Consider the following 17,535-nt stretch of genomic DNA (forward strand, 5'->3'; position numbering starts at 1 on the left):
TATGGACACGATGATCGAAATCCCGGCCTTGCGCCGGTCGGCGGAGCTTGCGCCAAACTCGGCTGATATCGACGCCCGCACCGTCGAGGTGATCTGGTCAGCAGGGGCGCGGGTTCGCCGTTCGACCCTGTTCGGCGAGCCCTATGACGAAGAGCTCAGCCTAGATCCAACCCATGTGCGGCTGTATCGTCTGAATGCGGGCGCGCCGTTTCTGAAGGTGCATGAAATCGACACGCTGGATGCTGTGATCGGTTCGGTCGTCCCGGGCTCGGCGCGTATCGAAAACGGCCGTGGCATCGCCCTCGTGCGGATCAGTGAACGTGCCGATGTAGAACCGATTTGGCGCGACATTCAGGCCGGGCACATCCGTGCGGTGTCCATCGGCTACCAAGTTCATCGCTTCGAGGTCTCGAAACCCGAAGCAGCCCGCGAACTTTGGCGCGCGGTGGACTGGACGCCCTTTGAGGTGTCCGCCGTGCCCGTTGGCGCGGACCCTGCCGCGGGGTTCCGCGCCCAATCCCCACTTCACGACTGCGTCCTCCATCGCCGGGACGTCCCACCCACAACCACAGGAGCCATCCCGATGACGGACAAACCCAATGCCCCGGCCGCAGAGGCCGAAGACCAGCACAGCGACACTCTCGCGACCGAGGACACCACCATGACTGAACCGAAGACTTCCGCGACTGAGCCGAAGGCCGCCGCAAGTGAAACCCGCACCCCACCAAAGGCGCAGAAGCCCGATGCCCCCGTTGTGCCTGACACTGAAGCCGTCGCAACCCGCGCCCGCGAAACCGAGCGCGACCGCGTGTCCACCATCTACGATCTGGCAGGACGGCTTAACCTCGAGCGCAGCTTTGCCGAGGATCTGGTGAAGCGCGGCACCGATATCGGCGAAGCCCGCCGTCTGATCCTCGATCAGGTGGCCGCCAAATCCGAAGAAACCCGCACCTTCAGCCAAGTCTCGATCCCTCTCGGCGGACGCGATGAACAGGTCACCCGTCGCGAAGCCGTCGCAAATGCGCTGCTCCACCGCTACAGCCCGACGCTGTTCACTCTGGAGGAAGCCGCCCGCCAGTATCGCGGCATGACGCTGATGGAACTGGCCCGGGAAAGCCTCGGCAATGCAGGGGTCAACACGCGCGGCCTGTCGCGCGACGAGGTGGCGACGCGCGCGCTGCATTCGACCTCGGACTTCCCTGAGATCCTGTCGGCGGTCACCAACAAGACCCTGCGGCAGGCCTACGAGGCCTATCCCCGCACCTTCATGCTGTTCTGCCGCCAGGTGCTGGCCACCGACTTCAAGGCGATGCACCGGGTCCAGCTCGGCGAAGCGCCGCAGCTGCTGGAGGTCGGCGAAAGTGGTGAGTTCAAGCGCGGCACGCTTGGCGAGAGCAAGGAGAGCTACAAGGTCAAGACCTATGGCCGAGTGGTCGCGATCACCCGCCAGACGCTGATCAACGACGACCTCGACGCCTTTACCCGCATCCCGGCGATGTATGGCAACTCCATTGCGCAGCTGGAAAGCGATGTGGTCTGGGGCATCATCACCGCCAACCCGGCGATGGCTGACGGCAATGCGCTGTTCCACACCACCCACAAGAACCTTGCGGGCACCGGCGCGGCGCTGGCCGTCGATGCGGTGGGGGCGGCCCGTGCGGCGATGGCGCTGCAGACTGGGCTCGACAAGAAGACGGTGCTGAATGTGCGGCCCGCCTTCCTGATCGTGCCCGCCTCGCTGGAACTGAAGGCCGAGCAAATGGTCGCTCAGAACCTGGTGCCCGCCGCGACGTCCGGCGTGGTGCCGCAGTCGATTCGCACGCTCGCGCCGATCAGCGAGCCCCGGCTCGATGCGGCGAGCGAGACCGCATGGTATCTGGCGGCCAGCCCGAACCAGATCGACACCATCGAATACGCCTATCTCGAGGGCCAGCAGGGTGCCTATATCGAGACGCGCAACGGCTTCGACGTCGACGGCGTCGAGATCAAGTGCCGCCTCGACTTCGGCGCCAAGGCCATCGACTGGCGGGGTCTCTACAAGAACCCGGGCGCATAACCGGGCAATTCCTGAAATCCCACCTCTGACGGGCGGTCCCATCAGGCCGCCCGTTCGCTTTTGCAAAGGATCCCGCAATGAAAAACTACGTCCAACCCGGCAACACCATCACCCTGACCGCGCCCTATGCCGTGACATCCGGCGACGGCCTGCTTGTTGGCTCCATTTTCGGCGTGGCCGCCGGGGATGCCGCTAATGCCGAAACGGTCGAGGCCGCGCTCGTCGGCATTTTCGATCTGAAAAAGGTCGCGTCCCAAGCCTGGTCTGCCGGTGACAAGGTCTATTGGGACAACACCAACAAGGAAGCCACCAAGACCGCCACGGCGAATACGCTGATTGGCGTAGCCACCGAAGCTGTTGCGGGCGGCGCGGGCGACGTGATCGGCCGCGTGCGCCTGAACGCGAGCTTCTGATGACGGCGTTTGCCGCCATTCTGGATGCGCTGTTCGCGGATCCCAACATCGGGCGCGAGGCCGTCTATACTTCCGATGGTGGCGCGCCGGTGCTAGTGCGCGTCGTCTCCCGGCAGGCTGATGCGATCACCGACTTTGGCAATGCGCGGCTCTGGTCGGAAACGACCCGGATCGATTTACGCGTCGCAGAGGTTCCGACCCCGCGTCCCGGCGACCGCTTGGAAATCGACGGCGATGCCTTCCTCATTCAGGGCGAGCCTGTTCGCGACCGCGAGCGGCTGGTCTGGACCGTGGATCTGAGACCTGCGTGAAACTGAAGCTCGACATCGATCCGGACATCGTCGCCATGATGGCAGCGGAGGTTGCGGCCGGGGAGCGCGCGGTGACAGCCGCCATGCGCGAGGCCGGGACTAGGCTGAAGACTGCATGGCGCACGCAGATCACTGGCGCGGGACTGGGGCGGCGGCTTGCGAATTCGATCCGCAACCAGAACTTCCCGAAGTCGGGCGAGAGCCTCGACGCCGCCGCGCTGGTCTGGTCCAAGGCACCGGTTATTGTCGGAGCCCACGACACCGGCCCGTTGATCCGCTCGAAGAATGGGTTCTGGCTGGCGATCCCGCTGCCCGCTGCTGGCAAGTCCCTGCGCGGCGGCCGGATCACACCCGGCGAATGGGAGTGGCGGCGCGGGTTGCGCCTGCGCTTCGTCTATCGCCGCACCGGCCCGAGCCTGCTTGTGGCGGAGGGACGGCTGAACACGAAGGGTCAGGCGGTAGTGTCCCGCTCAAAGACCGGGCGCGGCAAGGTCACCGCGCCGATCTTCCTTCTGGTCCCGCAGGTCAAACTGCCGAAGCGGCTGAACCTCGACCGGGATGCAGAGCGGGTGCTCGACAGCGTGCCGGGGCTGATCGTGGCGAATTGGGTGGAGGGAATGTTGTGAGCGTACGGTGTATTGCCAAAGAATTAACCCCTTTATGTGAAGTTGGCGAAAACTCTGTCCAGGGGCTTCTGCATGCACATCGACCCACATCTTTATCGCAAGGCGTTCCAAGCCTACCTGCGCAAAGGGACGCCTATCGAGTGGTCGATCAAGCAGGAGCGGCCAGCCACGCATTACATCTGGCGTACGCGCGGAGATGATAAAGTCCGCCCAAGCCATGCTGCCAACAACGGTCGGGTTTTTGCATGGAATGATCCGCCTGAGACGGGCCATCCCGGCGAAGACTACGGCTGCCGCTGCACGGCTGAGCCCTTCATGCCGTCGGTCGATGAGTCTATTGAAATCGAAGTGGCCGACGCAGAGGACACCGGAGCCGCTTGGAGCAGCCGTGATTTCGTCCGCCACTACTACAATGGTGGTGGCCGTGGTGTTACCGTTCGCGAAACCGGACATCTGAGCGGAATCGTGGCGAAGTACATGACCTCCACTGTGACCAAGAGCCTTCAGGACAACATCGCGGAGGTAGCCAGGGAACACCCGAACGGTGCCTTTTCGGATGTCTTCGAGAACACGTACGATATGACCGGGATCGTATTCAGCATCGGTGACACCACAATAGGCGGTCGCTTCACGGGAAACGGTGTTGCGGAGTTCGGTATTCTCACGGTCACGGGGCAAATTGATTTCTACCTGGAGGATGAATTCGCCGATCCGGCCGATGTCGGTATGGAGGTCATCGACTTAGGCGAGACAATCTACGAAAATATCCACAGGCCGATGGAAGATTACCTTCGCGGACGCGTCGGGCTCCCTCCCACAGGGCCACAGCGTCTGGGCATTCACACTGGAGAACCATATCCGATCACGGATCGGTGGACTGGAAGCTTCTCGGGTCAGATCTTTGCGGATCCAGCACGCAGCAGGTTCGGGTGAAACATTCGGGGAGGGACAATGGCAATGACGGGGCGCTTGGTGCCCTGTTGGGTGTCCTGCTGATCCCGATCGTTCTTGTGGCGCTCTGGGTCGTAATCGTCTTCAACAACACATATCGCACCTGCGTACGGCTCGCGAACGGCGCAAACCTCGGCTATGAAGCAGTTTTCGACCTTGGCAGGCCGTACCTGAAGCCAATTGCGGTTCCGCGATTGGAGGATGGGACGCCGATTGTCCGCGACAGTCTTTGGTCTATCAAAATCACGCCGACTACCATTTACGGACTTTCAATGGCACCGGCTATAGACGAGCGTGGTTATCGCTTTGCTTGGCGCAACGACGTGGGTTTGGTCCTGGAAACCGATAATCCCACCGTATACGAGCATCTTGTCGCCGAAGCAGGGCACGCGAATTGGGACATTGATATCAATAACGTCGGCACCCAATGGCTGCTGAATGAATTGGCCGAGCGACCGGATTTCGAAGTTGGTCGATGTCCGACGTCTCTCATCACTTGGTGATCCATTGCCCACCCCACGCGAAACCATCCTCACCGCGCTGCACGCGCGGCTCTCGGCTTTGCCAGCCACCGCCCTGCGCGGTGACGTGCTACCCGAGCGTGTCCCGGCCGATGGTCTGCTGATCCTGCGCGATGGCGAGCCGGGGGAGCCCGAGGTTACTTTGTCGCCGTTGCGCTACCACTACCAACACCGCGCCGAGATCGAGGCGGTCGTTCAGGGCACCGCCCGTGACGTCGCATTCGACACGCTGACCGCCAGCATCGGCACAGCCATCGCCGCCGACCGCACGCTAGGCGGCCTCTGCGACTGGGTCGAGGCAGAAGCGCCACGCCCGGTCGATCTGCCGGTCGAAGGCGCGGCAAGCCTGAAGGCTGCCGTGATCCCAGTGGTGCTGCACTATTCAACAGCCGATCCGCTCGGCTGACCCCGAAAACCTGAGGAGAACACGATGGCACGAGCCCAAGGGGCGCGGGCGCAGATGGCGCTTGCGTTCGAGACGACCTATGGAACGCCGCCCGTGGGCGGCTTCACCAAGATGCCCTTCACCAGCACATCGCTTGGCGCAGAGCAGCCGCTGCTTAATTCGGAACTTCTGGGCTACGGCCGTGATCCGCTGGCGCCGATCAAGGATGCAGTGACGGCGGATGGCGATGTCGTCGTGCCGCTCGATGCCGAGGCCTTCGGTTTCTGGCTGAAGGCGGCCTTTGGCGACCCAATCACGACCGGCACCGGCCCCTGGACGCATGAGTTCCAGTCGGGCTCCTGGACGTTGCCCAGCATGTCCATCGAGACCGGCATGCCCGAGGTGCCGCGCTATGCGATGTATTCCGGATGCGTGCTCGACCAGATCACCTGGCAGATGCAGCGTTCAGGGCTGTTGACCGCAACGGCCCGGCTGGTGGCACAAGGCGAGACCGTCGGCACGACGACCAGCGCCGGGACGCCAGCTGCTCTTGAATTGCAGCGCTTCGGCCATTTCAACGGAGCCATCACGCGCAACGGGTCTGCCCTCGGCAATGTGGTCTCGGCCGACATCACCTACGCCAACAACCTCGACCGGATCGAGACCATCCGCTCGGACGGCCGCATTGATGGGGCGGACCCGTCCATTGCGGCGCTGACCGGCTCCATTGAGGTGCGCTTCGCCGACCAGACGTTGGTGACACAGGCGATCAATGGCGATCCCTGCGAGTTGGAATTCGCCTACGTCCTGCCCTCTGGCGAGAGCTTCACCTTTAGTGTGCACGCCGTCTACCTGCCGCGCCCGCGCATCGAGATTTCTGGACCACAGGGCGTGCAGGCCACCTTCGACTGGCAGGCCGCCCGCGACAGCGTCGTCGGCCGGATGTGCACGGCAACCCTTGTGAACGATGTGGAGACCTATTGATGCTGACGCTCGACCTGACGAACGCCCCCCGCTGGCACGACCTCGCCCCTGGCGTCCGGGTGCAACTCCGCCCGCTGACCACCGCGCTGATGGTGGCGACGCGCAGCGATCCGGCCGTCGAGGCCGTTCCCGAGGAGGCCTCTGACGAGGAGCGCGCCGTCGCCTTCGCCAAGGCGCTGGCTCGCCGTGCGGTGCTCGCCTGGGAGGGCATCGGAGATGCGGACGGCAATCCCATCGACCCGAGCCCGGACGCCATCGACGCGCTTCTCGATATCTGGCCGATCTTCGAGGCGTTCCAGCTGACCTATGTGTCCAAAGGCTTGCTGCTGGAACAGGAAAAAAACGCCTCCGCGCTCTCGCCGAATGGTCCTTCGGCGGGGGCGAGCGCTACTGCGACGCCTGCCAAACGGCGTGCGAAGACTGCCCGGCGCGACTGAACCGTCCGGAAACTCCGGAGGGTTGGCAGGTCTGGGACCTGGTCGGTCGTCTCGGCGGCCAACTGCGCGTCCTGCCCGGTGCTGTGATCGGCTGGGACATGTCGGCCGCGCTCGCGCTCGGTGACGCCCTCGGCGTGCCGCAGATCGCCATGGCCGAACTGCTGCCCGTGATCGAAGCGGTGATGGTCGCCAAGCTCAACGAACAGATGGATCACTCCCATGGCTGAGAAGAGGGTCAGCGTCCGCCTCGCCGCGGTCGGCGGGCGACAGGTGCGCGCCGAGCTGGAAGGCGTCGGCGAGGCAGGGGCGCGCGGCTTCGGTCGGCTCAGCCAGGAGATGGAGGCCGCGAATACCCGGCTTGCCGCCTTTTCGCGCCGGGTTGCCGTAGCCGCCGCAGCGGCAGTGGCAGCCGCTGCCGCTGCTGGTGTGGCGATGATCCGCTCCGGCCTGCAGACGGTGGATGCGCAGGCGAAGCTCGCGCAGTCCCTCGGCACCACCGTCGCCTCGATCCAGACCCTCGAGCGGGCGGGCGAGCTGGCGGGCGTGTCGATGTCCGGCATCGAACAGGCCACCAAGGATCTGACGCGTCGTCTCAGCCAGGCGGCCGCCGGGACCGGACCTGCTGCCGACGCGCTGGATCGGCTCGGGCTCTCGGCCACCGAGCTGATCGCCCTGCCGCTTGACCAACGTGTGGGCGCGATCAACGCGGCAATCGAAAGTTTCGTGCCCGCCGCAGAACGCGCCGCCGTCGCGGGCCAGCTTTTCGGCGAGGAAGGCTCCATAGCGATGTCGCGGATCGACACCGCGACGCTGCGCCAGGCGACAGAGGATGTTCTGGCCTTCGGCGTCGTCGTATCGGAGCAGGATGCCGACCAGATCGAGCGGACGAACGACGCCATCTCAAGGCTGGGGCTGATCTGGCGCGGGCTGTCGAACCAGCTGGCGGTCGCTGCGGCACCCGCGCTGGAAGCGGTCGCGAATGCCATGGCGGCCGTGGCCAGCCGCACCGGGCCTCTCGGCATCGCGATCCGAGGCCTTTTCGACAACATCGGCCGTCTAACCACCTATGCCGCCACGTTTGTGGCTTTTCTTGCAGGGCGTTGGGTCGCCGGGATGGCGGTTGCTGCCCTGTCGGTCCGTGGGCTCGCCACGGCGCTGGTCCTGTTGCGCGGCGCGCTGATCCGCACCGGCATCGGGGCGTTGATCGTTGGCGCGGGCGAGCTTGTCTACCAGTTCACCCGCCTTGTTTCCGGCGCGGGTGGGTTTGGCGAAGCGATGTCGCTCCTGAAAGACCTCGCCGTCGAGGTCTGGGATCGCATCAAGATGGGCGCTGCAGCGGCGGGCGCTGCGGCCACGGCGATGTTCTTCGACCTGAAGGCCGATGCCGCGGCGGGCATGCAGAACGCCATCGAGAGCGTCGTGGCTTTTGGCAACACGGCCGCGAACACGTTTGAGGGGGCATATGAGGCGATCAAGGCAATCTGGGGCATGCTCCCGACCGCCATCGGCGATCTGGCGTTTCAGGCGGCCAACAGCCTGATCGACGGTGTCGAGGCAATGCTGAATGGCGTCGTTTCGCGCATCAACACATTCATCGGCGGGATCAATCAGGGGCTGGAAGCGCTCGGCTCCGAGCGGCGCATCTCGATCATCCCCGATCTTGAGTTGGGCCAGATCGAGAACCGCTTCGAGGGTGCCGCGACCGCCGCAACCACCGCCGCACAATCCGCGTTTGACCGGGCGTTCGAGAACAACCCGCTCACAGCCCCCGATCTGGGGCTCACCCAGGCGGCCAATACTGCGCTCGCCACCGCAAATACCTATCGCGGTGCCGCGCGCGATCTGGCCGAGGGGGCACGCGCGCCGCTCGCCAGTTGGCAGGCGTTGCGCGATGCGGTGCGGGGCAGCGATGAAGGTGGCGCGGACGCGCTGACCGAGGCGACCAACGCAGCTGACCGCTTTGAGACAGCCCTTGGTGATGCCGGACGCGCCGCTGCCGGTGCGGGCGCAGCGGCCGGGGCTGCTGCCGCTGCAGCCGAACCTGACACCGACGCCGCAGTTTCCGGCTGGCAGGCGGTCACCGCAGCGCTCAGCGACTATGCCAGCAAGGCGCGCGAAATTGGCGGGGACATCGGTCAGAGCCTCGTCAGCGCATTTCAGTCCGCTGAAAACGCAGTCGGCAATTTCGTGAAGACCGGCAAGCTGGATTTTCGCGATCTGGTCACCTCACTGCTGGCCGATCTCGCCAAGCTGGCGGCGCGCCGGTTCATCCTCGGGCCAATCGCAAATGCGCTGTCCGGCGTGCTCGGCGGCGCGGGTGGGATCTTCGCGAACATCCTGCATGCGGGCGGCATGGTCGGCTCGGCGGGCCCCTCGCGGATAGTTCCGGCAATGGCCTTTGCGGCCGCGCCCCGGATGCATTCTGGCGGTGTGGCGGGGCTGCGCCACGATGAAGTTCCGGCCATCTTGCAACGCGGCGAGCGCGTGCTGTCTCGCCGCGAAGCTCAGAGCTACGGCGCAGCCGGTGGCGTGAATGTCACCATCATGGCGCGCGACGCCGAAAGCTTCCGACAGTCGCGGACACAGGTCGCGGCCGACATCGCTCGCGCGGTGTCGCTCGGGCGGAGGGGCATGTAATGGCATTTCACGAGGTCCGGTTTCCCGACAACATCAGCCGGGGCGCACGCGGAGGTCCGGAACGCCGCACGCAGATCGTCGAGCTCGCCTCGGGCGACGAGGAGCGCAACGCCAGCTGGGCCAACTCGCGCCGCCGCTACGATGTCGCCTACGGCATCCGTCGCGCGGACGATCTGGCGGCGGTCGTCGCGTTCTTTGAAGCTCGCAACGGACGGCTCCATGGCTTCCGGTTCAAGGACTGGGGCGACCACAAGTCCTGCCTGCCGTCCCAGACGCCAACCCCGACCGATCAGGCCATCGGCACCGGCGATGACACGACGACCGCCTTCCAGCTGGTGAAGCGCTACGCCTCGGGCAGCCAGACATGGGTACGCACGATCACCAAGCCGGTCGCCGGTACGGTCCGCGTCGCCCTCGATGGCGCAGAGCAGCTCGTCGGCTGGTCCGTCGACACCACGACCGGCGTTGTCACCTTCAGCGCCGCGCCGGTCTCCGGTGTCGCAATCACCGCGGGGTTCCAGTTCGACGTGCCAGTCCGCTTCGACACTGACGCGCTCGACGTGACGCTTGATCTCGAGCGGCTCGGCTCGATCACCTCCATCCCGCTTCTGGAGATCCGGCGATGAATGAAGAGACCGGATTCCTGGCAGCGGTTCTCCGAGAACTCGGAGCCTCCACGGCCGTGATCCTTGCCATCTGGCGCGCGCTCGGCGGCGCAACGAACGCACTGACGACGAAGATGCGGCTGCGCGACGCGCTGCGGCACATCCTGCTCGGCGGGCTGATCGCGGCCGGGATGGGCAGCCTGTCGATGGCCGTCATCACGGCGCGGCTGGGGCTCCAGCCCGAGGCCATTCCGGCTGGCGGAGCAGCCGGGTCAGCCGCCTATCTCGTCGGGGTCTTCGGCCCGGCCTTCATCGAGATGCTGCTCGCCCGCCTACGCCGCGCCAAACTGGGCGACGGCGATGAATGAGCTCGTTCGCCTCGCGCGCTCCCTCCGCTGCGACCCGGCCGACCCTCGAGCGGCTTTTGCCCACCGTCTGCGCATCGGCCTCGCTGTCGCCGCGCTCATCCTCGTTCTCTCGCTCCTGAGGTAATCTCATGCAAATGACTGACCGGGGCCTCCTGGCCCTTGTCCGGCACGAAGGTATCGTGCCCGGACCTTATCTCGATGTGAAACAGGTCTGGACCTTCGGCATCGGCCACACGGCCGCGGCCGGGCCGCCCGATCCGGCCACCATGCCGCGCGGCATGCCCGCCGATCTCGATGGCGGGATCCGTGAGGCGTTCCGGGTATTCCGCGCCGACCTCGCGCGCTACGAGGCGGCCGTCCTGCGCGCCGTGAAGGTGCCATTGGCGCCTCACGAGTTAGATGCGCTGGTCAGCTTCCACTACAACACCGGCGGGATCGCCAAGGCCGCGCTGACCCGACACCTCAATGACGGCAATCGCGTTGCAGCCGCCGACGCGTTTCTGAACTGGCGGAGACCGGCCTCGATCATTCCCCGCCGGGAGGCTGAGCGCGACCTGTTCCGCCATGGCCGCTATCCCGGCGGCACGATCCCGGTCTGGTCTGTGGATCGCAGCGGCCGCGTCGACTTCTCCCGACCGATCCGTCGCCTGACGGAGGATGAGGCGCTGACCCTGCTACGGCGACCTCCAACACCGCAGCCGCAGGACCGCGATCCTGAACCCGATACGCCGACCGGCTGGCTCGCCCGGCTGGTCGCCTTCTTCTCCACTCTGATCCGGAGGGCCTGATCCCATGCGCTACGTTCGCCCCAACTCCTTGACCTGGTGGGCGGGACTGCTCGCCATGCTCACTGGAATCGCCTCTCTCGCGCTGCCCGCCACCGGGCCGCTCGGGGAAGTGTCCCGCCTTGTCGCGCTGCTCGCCGGCTCGGGCGATGCCTCGCCGGCGGGCCTGATGTTCCTCGGTCTGGGCCTGATCGGTCTGCGCGATCGGATCGAGCGCGGGTTCCGCGGCGATGCTTGAGTTTCTCGTCGGTCTGGTCGTGGGCGGCTGCCTCGGCGTCTTCGTCGCAGCCCTCTGCGTCGCCGCCGCGCGCGGGGAGCGGGACGATGGCTGATCTCCTGATCTGGCTGGTCGCGGCTCTGGGCGCGGTCGGCGGCGTCGTCCTCGGCCGCATCTGGGGGCGTGCGGAAGGCGAACGCCAAGGCAAACGGGAGGCCGAACGCGATGCTACAGAAGAAAAGAGCAAGCGCGTCGAGAGGGGTCGCGACGCGGTTCGCAATGGCCGCGGCGCTGGCGATCCTGCTGACCGGCTGCGCCGCAACGATGGGCGTTGGTGATGCGGGATGTGCCTCCTATGCCGAGGCGCGGCTCGCCCGGCCGGCTGCCGAGACCGTCGCAGAGGTTCCGCCGGACTGGGCGGACTGGATTGCTGATCTTAATGACAGGATGACGGGAACCTGCCGATGAAATCCCTCTCGCCCGCCTTGCAGGACCATCTCGACGAGGGCACGACCACGCTTGCCTGGTGCTGGCGGATCAGCCGCCCCGACGACGTCACCTTCGGCTTTACCGATCACGACCGGACGCTCAGCTTCGACGGCACTAGCTTCGAGCCCGAGAGCGGGCTGACGGCGTCCGAGGTGCGCTCGGGCTCGGACCTGTCGGTCGATGCGCAGGACGCCGAGGGCGTGCTGACCTCGGACCGGATCACTGAGACCGACATTCTCGACGGCCGCTGGGACAATGCCGAGGTCGAGGTCTGGCGAGTTAATTGGGCGGACACCGGCCAGCGCGTCCTGATGCGCCGCGGCGCCATCGGCCAGATCCGGCGCGGGCGGCTCGCCTTTGTGGCAGAGGTCCGTTCGCTCGCCCATGTCCTCGGCCAGACGGTCGGGCGGACCTTCCAGGCGCCCTGTGATGCGGCCCTTGGTGACGGACGCTGTGGGGTCGATCTCGAGGGGTCCACCTTCAAGGGCACAGGCGGCGTTATCGATCTATTGCGAGACCGGGCGTTCACTGCGTCGGGCCTCGGCGGCTTTACCTCGGGCTGGTTTACGTTTGGCACCGTTGAATGGACCAGCGGGGCAAATGTCGGGCGGAGAGCTGAGGTCATTTCACATGATTTGACGGATGCCATCGCGGTGATGACGCTGCTCGAAGCGCCTGTGCGGTCCATCACTGGCGGTGACGCCTTCATTGTCCGCGCAGGCTGCGACAAGCGCCTGGAGACCTGCGGCGCGAAGTTCGCAAATACCGTCAACTTTCGTGGCTTCCCGCACATCCCCGGCCAAGACGCGGTTCTCCGCTATGCCACCAAGGATGGTGGGCACGAGGGGGCGGTGCTTTGAATGCTGCCAAACCACAGCGGGTTATCAAGGTAGCGCGGTCCTGGCTGGGCACGCCGTATCACGACCAGGCCAGCCTTCGGGGCGTTGGCTGCGACTGCCTCGGGTTGGCGCGCGGCGTCTGGCGCGAGGTCGTCGGCCCCGAGCCGTTCCCGATCCCGCCCTACAGCCGGGATTGGGGCGAGACCGTACCGCGCGAGGTACTGGCCGAGGGCGCGCGGCGCATGATGCTGGAGATCGCACCTGCTGACGTCGTTCCGGGCGCGCTGGTCCTGTTCCGCATGATGCCCCGCGCCATTGCCAAGCATGTCGGGATCCTCACCGGGCCTGATGCCTTCCTCCACGCCTACGAGCGGCTCGGCGTGATTGAGGAGCCGCTCACCCCGTCCTGGCGGCGGCGCATCGCCTTCGCCTTTATGTTTCCGCAACGCTGAGATTATCCCATGGCTACCCTCGTCCTCGGTGCCGCTGGTGCTGCCATTGGCGGCAGCATTGGTGGCGCTATCCTCGGCGTCAGTGCAGCCACCATCGGCGGTTTCATCGGCTCCACCATCGGATCGGTCGTCGACAGCTGGATCATCTCGTCGCTCGCGCCGACCCAGCGCATCGAAGGCGCGCGGATGGACAATCTGCGCATCACCTCGGCCACCGAAGGGGCGGTGATCCCGCGCCTTTACGGCCGCATGCGGATCGGCGGCAATATCGTCTGGGCGACGGATTTCCGCGAGGAGACCAAGACGACCACGCAGGGCGGCGGCAAGGGCGGCGGGGGTGGCGGCAAGGTCAAGACAACTGAATACTTCTACTATGCGAGCTTCGCCGTCGCGCTCTGCGAGGGTCCGATCACCGGCATTGGCCGCATCTGGGCCGATGGCAAACTGCTGGACACCGCCGGGGTCACATGGCGCTGGTATCCTGGCGACGAGAGCCAGGCGGCCGATCCGTTCATTTCGGCGAAGATGGGCGCGGCAAATACGCCCGCCTATCGCGGTACCGCCTATGTCGTTTTCGAGGACCTGCCGCTCGGGAATTACGGCAACCGCATCCCGCAACTGAGTTTCGAGGTGTTCCGCCCGCTGGCCGATCCCGACACGGCGGAGGGTCTCACGCAAGCTGTCACTATGATCCCGGCATCCGGCGAGTTCGCCTATGCCACGCAGGGCATCCGGAAGGGCAGCGGCGGTTCGTCCGAGCCCGAGAACCTCAACGCGCTGACCGATACCGCCGACATGGTGGTGGCGCTGGACCGGCTGCAGGCCATGGCTCCCAAGGTCGAGAGCGTGTCGCTGGTGGTCGCCTGGTTCGGCGACGATCTGCGGGCAGGTCATTGCAAGGTGCGGCCGGGTGTCGAGGTCACCGCGAAGAACACCACACCGTCGGCCTGGTCCGTGAATGGCGTCAACCGCGCCAATGCCTTTCTGGTCAGCCGCGACGATCAGGATCGCCCCGTCTATGGCGGCACGCCGGCCGATTTCGCGGTGGTGCAGGCGATCCAGGAGATGAAGGCGCGCGGGCTGCGCGTCACCTTCTATCCCTTCATCCTGATGGACGTGCCGCCCGGCAACGCGCTGCAGAACCCGTATTCCGACAACGCCGCGGAGACGGGTCAGCCAGTCTTCCCTTGGCGCGGCCGGATCACCTGTTCTCCGGCCGCGGGATTCGCCGGGACCGTGGACAAGACGGCGACGGCGGAAAGCCAGGTCGCGGCGCTGTTCGGCGCGGCGGCGCCCGCGAGCTTCAGCGTCTCGGGTCAGTCGGTTTCGTGGACGGGCACGCCCGGCGATTGGGGCCTGCGCCGCATGGTGCTGCACTACGCCCATCTCTGCGCCGCCGCGGGCGGCGTCGACGCCTTCCTGATCGGCACCGAGATGCCGGGGCTGACCACGATCCGCTCGGGCGCCAGCACCTATCCCGCCGTGCAGGCCTATCGGGACCTGCTCGCGGATGTGCGCTCGATCCTCGGGTCGGGGACGAAGATTGGCTATGCGGCGGACTGGAGCGAGTATTTCGGGCACCAGCTGGGCGATGGTTCGGGGGACGTGTTCTTCCACCTCGATCCGCTCTGTGCCGATCCGGAGATCGATTTCATCGGCATCGACAATTACATGCCGCTCTCCGACTGGCGGGACGGCTTCGAGCACGCCGACGCGGCCGAGGGTTGGCCCGCGATCTACGACCGGGCCTACCTGCAGGGGAACCTCGCGGGCGGGGAAGGCTTCGACTGGTTCTATGCCAGCGCGGCGGATCGCACCGCTCAGGTCCGCACCGCGATTACCGATGGCGCGGCCAGCAAGCCATGGGTGTTCCGCTACAAGGATTTGCGCGCCTGGTGGTCGCGACCACATCACGACCGCCAGGGCGGTCTGCGCACCAATCCCATCCCCGACGGCGACGCACCCGCGACCTGGTCACCGACGACAGCCACCGTGTCGCCCAGCCCGGAAGGTTTCGGCCTGTTCACCTCGGCCGCTAGGATCGCGGCCATCGACGGGTCCAACGATTTCGCGCAATCGGCCTCGGCGCAGGATCTGGTGGTGGCGGGCGAGACCTATGAGACCGGCGTGCTCCTCAAGCCGGGAACGTCGGGCAGGGCCCGGATCTATGTCAACCTGACCGGGGCGCCGAACAAGGAAGTCCGGATCGACGATTTCTCCGGCGCGGCGCCATATACCTCGGATCCGGACATCTTCGATCTCGCCCTTACCGACATCGGCGGCGGGATCTGGCGGCTGACATTCAGCTGGGTCGCGCCGATCACCGACACGACCGTGCAACTGCGCGTCGGCCCCTATTCGTCCGTGCCGGGGGAGGACGTGCATGGGCTGGCTGGCTGGATCACCTCCCGCGACCGTGGCACCACCCCGTGGCTTCCGCAGTCCAAACCGATCCGCTTCACGGAACTCGGCTGCCCTGCCATCGACCGCGGCACAAACCAGCCTAACGTCTTCTTCGACCCGAAATCCTCGGAAGGCTTGACGCCGCATTTCTCACGGGGTTGGCGGGATGACGCGATTCAGAGAGCCTATCTGGAGGCGACATATCTGTTCTGGGACGTGGCCGCCAACAACCCGATGTCGTCAGTTTATGGGGACCGTATGGTGCATGTTCCCGAATGCGCCGCCTGGACCTGGGACGCACGGCCCTATCCGTTCTTTCCCGAACTCACCGATGTCTGGACAGACGGGCCGAACTGGCGGCTTGGCCACTGGCTGACCGGACGCCTGGGGGCTGTATCGCTCGCTGCTCTGGTCCGGCACCTTTGCCTGCGGGCCGGAATGCCCGAGGCCTGGATTGACGTCACCGGCCTCTGGGGCGCGGTCGAGGGATACGCGATTGGTGCGCTCGAAAGCCCGCGGGCCTCGATCACCACGCTTTCGCGGCATTTCGGGTTCGACGCGGTCGAGACCGAAGGCGTGATCCGTTTCATCATGCGGGGGCGGGCATCAGCCCTAATCATTGCACCCGACGACCTAGTGGCGGCTCGTGACGGCGATGTGCTGGAACTGACCCGGGCGCAGGAAACCGAACTGCCCCAGGCGCTCAAATGGCAGGTGGCACGCGCGGACCAGGATTACGACGCCGCCCTTGTCGAGGCGCGCCGCATCACCGTGGACACTTCCCGGATCGCCTCGGAGAGCTTCCCCATGGCCGTCCCGCCCGAAGAAGCCGAACGCCGTTGTCGCCGGGCGCTGATGGAAGCCTGGACCGGGCGCGAGACAGCTGCCTTTCGCCTGCCACCGTCGCGACTGGCGCTCGATCCGGCGGATGTCGTGACGCTGGAGCATGATGGGCGACAGGTGCCGCTGCGGCTGGTTTCCATCGCCGATGCTGATGCACGCGGCATAGAAGCCGTGCGCCAGGACCGGGATGCCCACGACCTCCCGCCGGGATCACCACAACCGTCATCGCTTTCGCAAACCGTGGTGTTCGGCGCGCCCGAGGTTGTGCTGATGGATCTGCCGCAACTGACCGAGGATCAATCCGCGCATCGCCCGTTCATTGCCGCCCATGCCGTGCCATGGCCGGGGGAGATGGCGGTGTTTCGCAGCCCGTCGAGCGATGGGTTCGAGCTGCTGACAAGCTTTGGCAGCCGCGCCCGGATCGGCACGCTGGTCTCGGATCTTCATTCCGGCCCCACCTCGCGCTTCGATCTCGGCAATGCGCTGGTGGTCGATCTGCTGTCCGGCACGCTGGAAAGCGTCACCGACCTTATACTGTTCGGCGGCGCCAATGCGCTGGCGGTGGAAACTGGCACTGGCAGCTGGGAAATCGTCCAGGCAGGCGAGGCCGAGCTGATCGCGCCGGGTCGGTATCGGCTGACGCGCCTGTTGCGCGGGCAACGTGGGACCGAAAGCGCGATGGTCAACCCGGCCCCTGCGGGCGCGCGGGTCGTGGTGCTGGATGAGGCGTTGGCGTCATTGCCGGTGACGGAGGCCGACCTCGGGCTTCCCTGGAACTGGCGCATCGGCCCCGCCAGCCGGTCTGTCAGCGACGAGACCTATGTCGCAGCCAGTTTCACGCCGTTGGGTGCGGGGCTGCGACCGTTTTCGGTCGCGCATGTCGAGCAACCCTGGCGTAAGCCGCGAACGCCCGGCGATCTGACAATCCGCTGGACACGCCGGTCCAGGGCCCTCGCGGCTGACAATTGGGGCGCGGTGGAGGTCCCGCTCGTTGAAGAAACCGAGGCCTATGAGGTCGAGATACTCGATGGGGCTGACGTGAAACGTACGCTGATCACCTCTTCGACCAGCGCAATCTACTCGGCCGCTCAGCAAACGGCCGATTGGGGCGGGCTGCTCGCTCCGGGCGACACGCTGACCATCCACATTTTCCAGCTTTCCGCGCTAACTGGGCGAGGCGCGGCCAAAACAGTCACGCTCACATTCTGAGGGA

At 65.9% G+C, this 17,535-nt stretch carries 18 protein-coding genes and 2 pseudogenes; all 20 read left to right on the plus strand.

Going from position 1 to position 17,535, the window contains the following annotated elements; translation table 11 throughout:
• Window position 1: 1 nt before the first annotated feature.
• A complete protein-coding gene (locus tag I3253_RS17405) occupies window positions 2-2,056 on the plus strand; it encodes a prohead protease/major capsid protein fusion protein (RefSeq protein ID WP_197919091.1) in 2,055 nt (684 codons plus the stop codon).
• 77 nt (window positions 2,057-2,133) lie between these two features.
• The gene (locus I3253_RS17410; RefSeq protein ID WP_197919092.1) at window positions 2,134-2,469 is read left to right on the plus strand and encodes a DUF2190 family protein; all 336 of its coding nucleotides are present in this window, start codon (window positions 2,134-2,136) and stop codon (window positions 2,467-2,469) included.
• The gene (locus tag I3253_RS17415) at window positions 2,469-2,780 is read left to right on the plus strand and encodes a head-tail joining protein (protein ID WP_197919093.1); all 312 of its coding nucleotides are present in this window, start codon (window positions 2,469-2,471) and stop codon (window positions 2,778-2,780) included. Before I3253_RS17410 ends, I3253_RS17415 begins: the two co-directional genes overlap by 1 nt.
• Window positions 2,777-3,406, plus strand: a complete 630-nt coding sequence (locus I3253_RS17420) for a DUF6441 family protein (RefSeq protein WP_197919094.1) — start codon at window positions 2,777-2,779, stop codon at window positions 3,404-3,406. The genes I3253_RS17415 and I3253_RS17420 overlap by 4 nt, the downstream gene beginning before the upstream one ends.
• 72 nt (window positions 3,407-3,478) lie before the next feature.
• The gene (locus I3253_RS17425; RefSeq protein ID WP_197919095.1) at window positions 3,479-4,339 is read left to right on the plus strand and encodes a minor capsid protein; all 861 of its coding nucleotides are present in this window, start codon (window positions 3,479-3,481) and stop codon (window positions 4,337-4,339) included.
• Window positions 4,336-4,860, plus strand: a complete 525-nt coding sequence (locus I3253_RS17430) for a hypothetical protein (RefSeq protein WP_197919096.1) — start codon at window positions 4,336-4,338, stop codon at window positions 4,858-4,860. The genes I3253_RS17425 and I3253_RS17430 overlap by 4 nt, the downstream gene beginning before the upstream one ends.
• A 4-nt stretch (window positions 4,861-4,864) precedes the next feature.
• On the plus strand, window positions 4,865-5,284 hold the full coding sequence (locus I3253_RS17435) for an acyl-CoA transferase (protein ID WP_197919097.1): 420 nt from the start codon (window positions 4,865-4,867) through the stop codon (window positions 5,282-5,284).
• Window positions 5,285-5,308: 24 nt separating this feature from the next.
• Window positions 5,309-6,247, plus strand: coding sequence for a phage tail tube protein (locus I3253_RS17440; protein ID WP_197919098.1), 939 nt, complete (start codon window positions 5,309-5,311; stop codon window positions 6,245-6,247).
• Window positions 6,247-6,684, plus strand: a complete 438-nt coding sequence (locus tag I3253_RS17445; protein WP_197919099.1) for a hypothetical protein — start codon at window positions 6,247-6,249, stop codon at window positions 6,682-6,684. The genes I3253_RS17440 and I3253_RS17445 overlap by 1 nt, the downstream gene beginning before the upstream one ends.
• A 98-nt stretch (window positions 6,685-6,782) precedes the next feature.
• Complete coding sequence (locus I3253_RS20660) at window positions 6,783-6,911, plus strand: DUF7697 family protein (RefSeq protein WP_269649240.1); 129 nt, start codon at window positions 6,783-6,785, stop codon at window positions 6,909-6,911.
• Window positions 6,904-9,321, plus strand: coding sequence for a phage tail tape measure C-terminal domain-containing protein (locus tag I3253_RS17455; protein WP_197919100.1), 2,418 nt, complete (start codon window positions 6,904-6,906; stop codon window positions 9,319-9,321). The genes I3253_RS20660 and I3253_RS17455 overlap by 8 nt, the downstream gene beginning before the upstream one ends.
• On the plus strand, window positions 9,321-9,947 hold the full coding sequence (locus I3253_RS17460) for a DUF2460 domain-containing protein (RefSeq protein ID WP_197919101.1): 627 nt from the start codon (window positions 9,321-9,323) through the stop codon (window positions 9,945-9,947). The genes I3253_RS17455 and I3253_RS17460 overlap by 1 nt, the downstream gene beginning before the upstream one ends.
• On the plus strand, window positions 9,944-10,294 hold the full coding sequence (locus I3253_RS17465) for a hypothetical protein (protein WP_197919102.1): 351 nt from the start codon (window positions 9,944-9,946) through the stop codon (window positions 10,292-10,294). The genes I3253_RS17460 and I3253_RS17465 overlap by 4 nt, the downstream gene beginning before the upstream one ends.
• Window positions 10,295-10,422: 128 nt before the next feature.
• Window positions 10,423-11,082: a lysozyme gene (locus I3253_RS17470; protein ID WP_197919103.1), complete on the plus strand. Its 660-nt coding sequence runs from the start codon at window positions 10,423-10,425 to the stop codon at window positions 11,080-11,082.
• A gap of 4 nt (window positions 11,083-11,086) precedes the next feature.
• Window positions 11,087-11,317, plus strand: coding sequence for a hypothetical protein (locus I3253_RS17475; RefSeq protein WP_197919104.1), 231 nt, complete (start codon window positions 11,087-11,089; stop codon window positions 11,315-11,317).
• 86 nt (window positions 11,318-11,403) lie between these two features.
• Window positions 11,404-11,634 carry a hypothetical protein gene (locus I3253_RS17480; RefSeq protein ID WP_197919105.1) on the plus strand — a complete coding sequence of 77 codons (231 nt, stop codon included), beginning with the start codon at window positions 11,404-11,406 and terminating at the stop codon, window positions 11,632-11,634.
• A gap of 126 nt (window positions 11,635-11,760) precedes the next feature.
• On the plus strand, window positions 11,761-12,645 hold the full coding sequence (locus tag I3253_RS17485; RefSeq protein WP_197919106.1) for a DUF2163 domain-containing protein: 885 nt from the start codon (window positions 11,761-11,763) through the stop codon (window positions 12,643-12,645).
• Window positions 12,642-13,076, plus strand: coding sequence for an NlpC/P60 family protein (locus I3253_RS17490; protein ID WP_197919107.1), 435 nt, complete (start codon window positions 12,642-12,644; stop codon window positions 13,074-13,076). The genes I3253_RS17485 and I3253_RS17490 overlap by 4 nt, the downstream gene beginning before the upstream one ends.
• A gap of 9 nt (window positions 13,077-13,085) precedes the next feature.
• A pseudogene (locus I3253_RS20760) lies at window positions 13,086-15,440 on the plus strand (baseplate multidomain protein megatron); the annotation flags it as partial.
• A 54-nt stretch (window positions 15,441-15,494) separates the two neighbouring features.
• Window positions 15,495-17,531 (plus strand): annotated as a pseudogene (locus I3253_RS20765) (baseplate megatron protein TIM-barrel domain-containing protein); the annotation flags it as partial.
• Window positions 17,532-17,535 lie beyond the last annotated feature (4 nt).

This window comes from Thiosulfatihalobacter marinus (assembly GCF_016019955.1).
Classification (GTDB): Bacteria; Pseudomonadota; Alphaproteobacteria; order Rhodobacterales; family Rhodobacteraceae; genus Shimia; species Shimia marinus_A.

Excerpts from the sequence above, each read along its gene's own strand:
- I3253_RS17460 (WP_197919101.1), top strand. The coding sequence starts at position 9,321 with ATGGCATTTCACGAGGTCCGGTTTCCCGACAACATCAGCCGGGGCGCA.
- I3253_RS17465 (WP_197919102.1), top strand. The coding sequence starts at position 9,944 with ATGAATGAAGAGACCGGATTCCTGGCAGCGGTTCTCCGAGAACTCGGA.
- I3253_RS20660 (WP_269649240.1), top strand. The coding sequence starts at position 6,783 with ATGTCGGCCGCGCTCGCGCTCGGTGACGCCCTCGGCGTGCCGCAGATC.
- I3253_RS17480 (WP_197919105.1), top strand. The coding sequence starts at position 11,404 with ATGGCTGATCTCCTGATCTGGCTGGTCGCGGCTCTGGGCGCGGTCGGC.
- I3253_RS17440 (WP_197919098.1), top strand. The coding sequence starts at position 5,309 with ATGGCACGAGCCCAAGGGGCGCGGGCGCAGATGGCGCTTGCGTTCGAG.
- I3253_RS17470 (WP_197919103.1), top strand. The coding sequence starts at position 10,423 with ATGCAAATGACTGACCGGGGCCTCCTGGCCCTTGTCCGGCACGAAGGT.
- I3253_RS17445 (WP_197919099.1), top strand. The coding sequence starts at position 6,247 with ATGCTGACGCTCGACCTGACGAACGCCCCCCGCTGGCACGACCTCGCC.
- I3253_RS17410 (WP_197919092.1), top strand. The coding sequence starts at position 2,134 with ATGAAAAACTACGTCCAACCCGGCAACACCATCACCCTGACCGCGCCC.
- I3253_RS17405 (WP_197919091.1), top strand. The coding sequence starts at position 2 with ATGGACACGATGATCGAAATCCCGGCCTTGCGCCGGTCGGCGGAGCTT.
- I3253_RS17415 (WP_197919093.1), top strand. The coding sequence starts at position 2,469 with ATGACGGCGTTTGCCGCCATTCTGGATGCGCTGTTCGCGGATCCCAAC.
- I3253_RS17425 (WP_197919095.1), top strand. The coding sequence starts at position 3,479 with ATGCACATCGACCCACATCTTTATCGCAAGGCGTTCCAAGCCTACCTG.
- I3253_RS17475 (WP_197919104.1), top strand. The coding sequence starts at position 11,087 with ATGCGCTACGTTCGCCCCAACTCCTTGACCTGGTGGGCGGGACTGCTC.
- I3253_RS17455 (WP_197919100.1), top strand. The coding sequence starts at position 6,904 with ATGGCTGAGAAGAGGGTCAGCGTCCGCCTCGCCGCGGTCGGCGGGCGA.
- I3253_RS17485 (WP_197919106.1), top strand. The coding sequence starts at position 11,761 with ATGAAATCCCTCTCGCCCGCCTTGCAGGACCATCTCGACGAGGGCACG.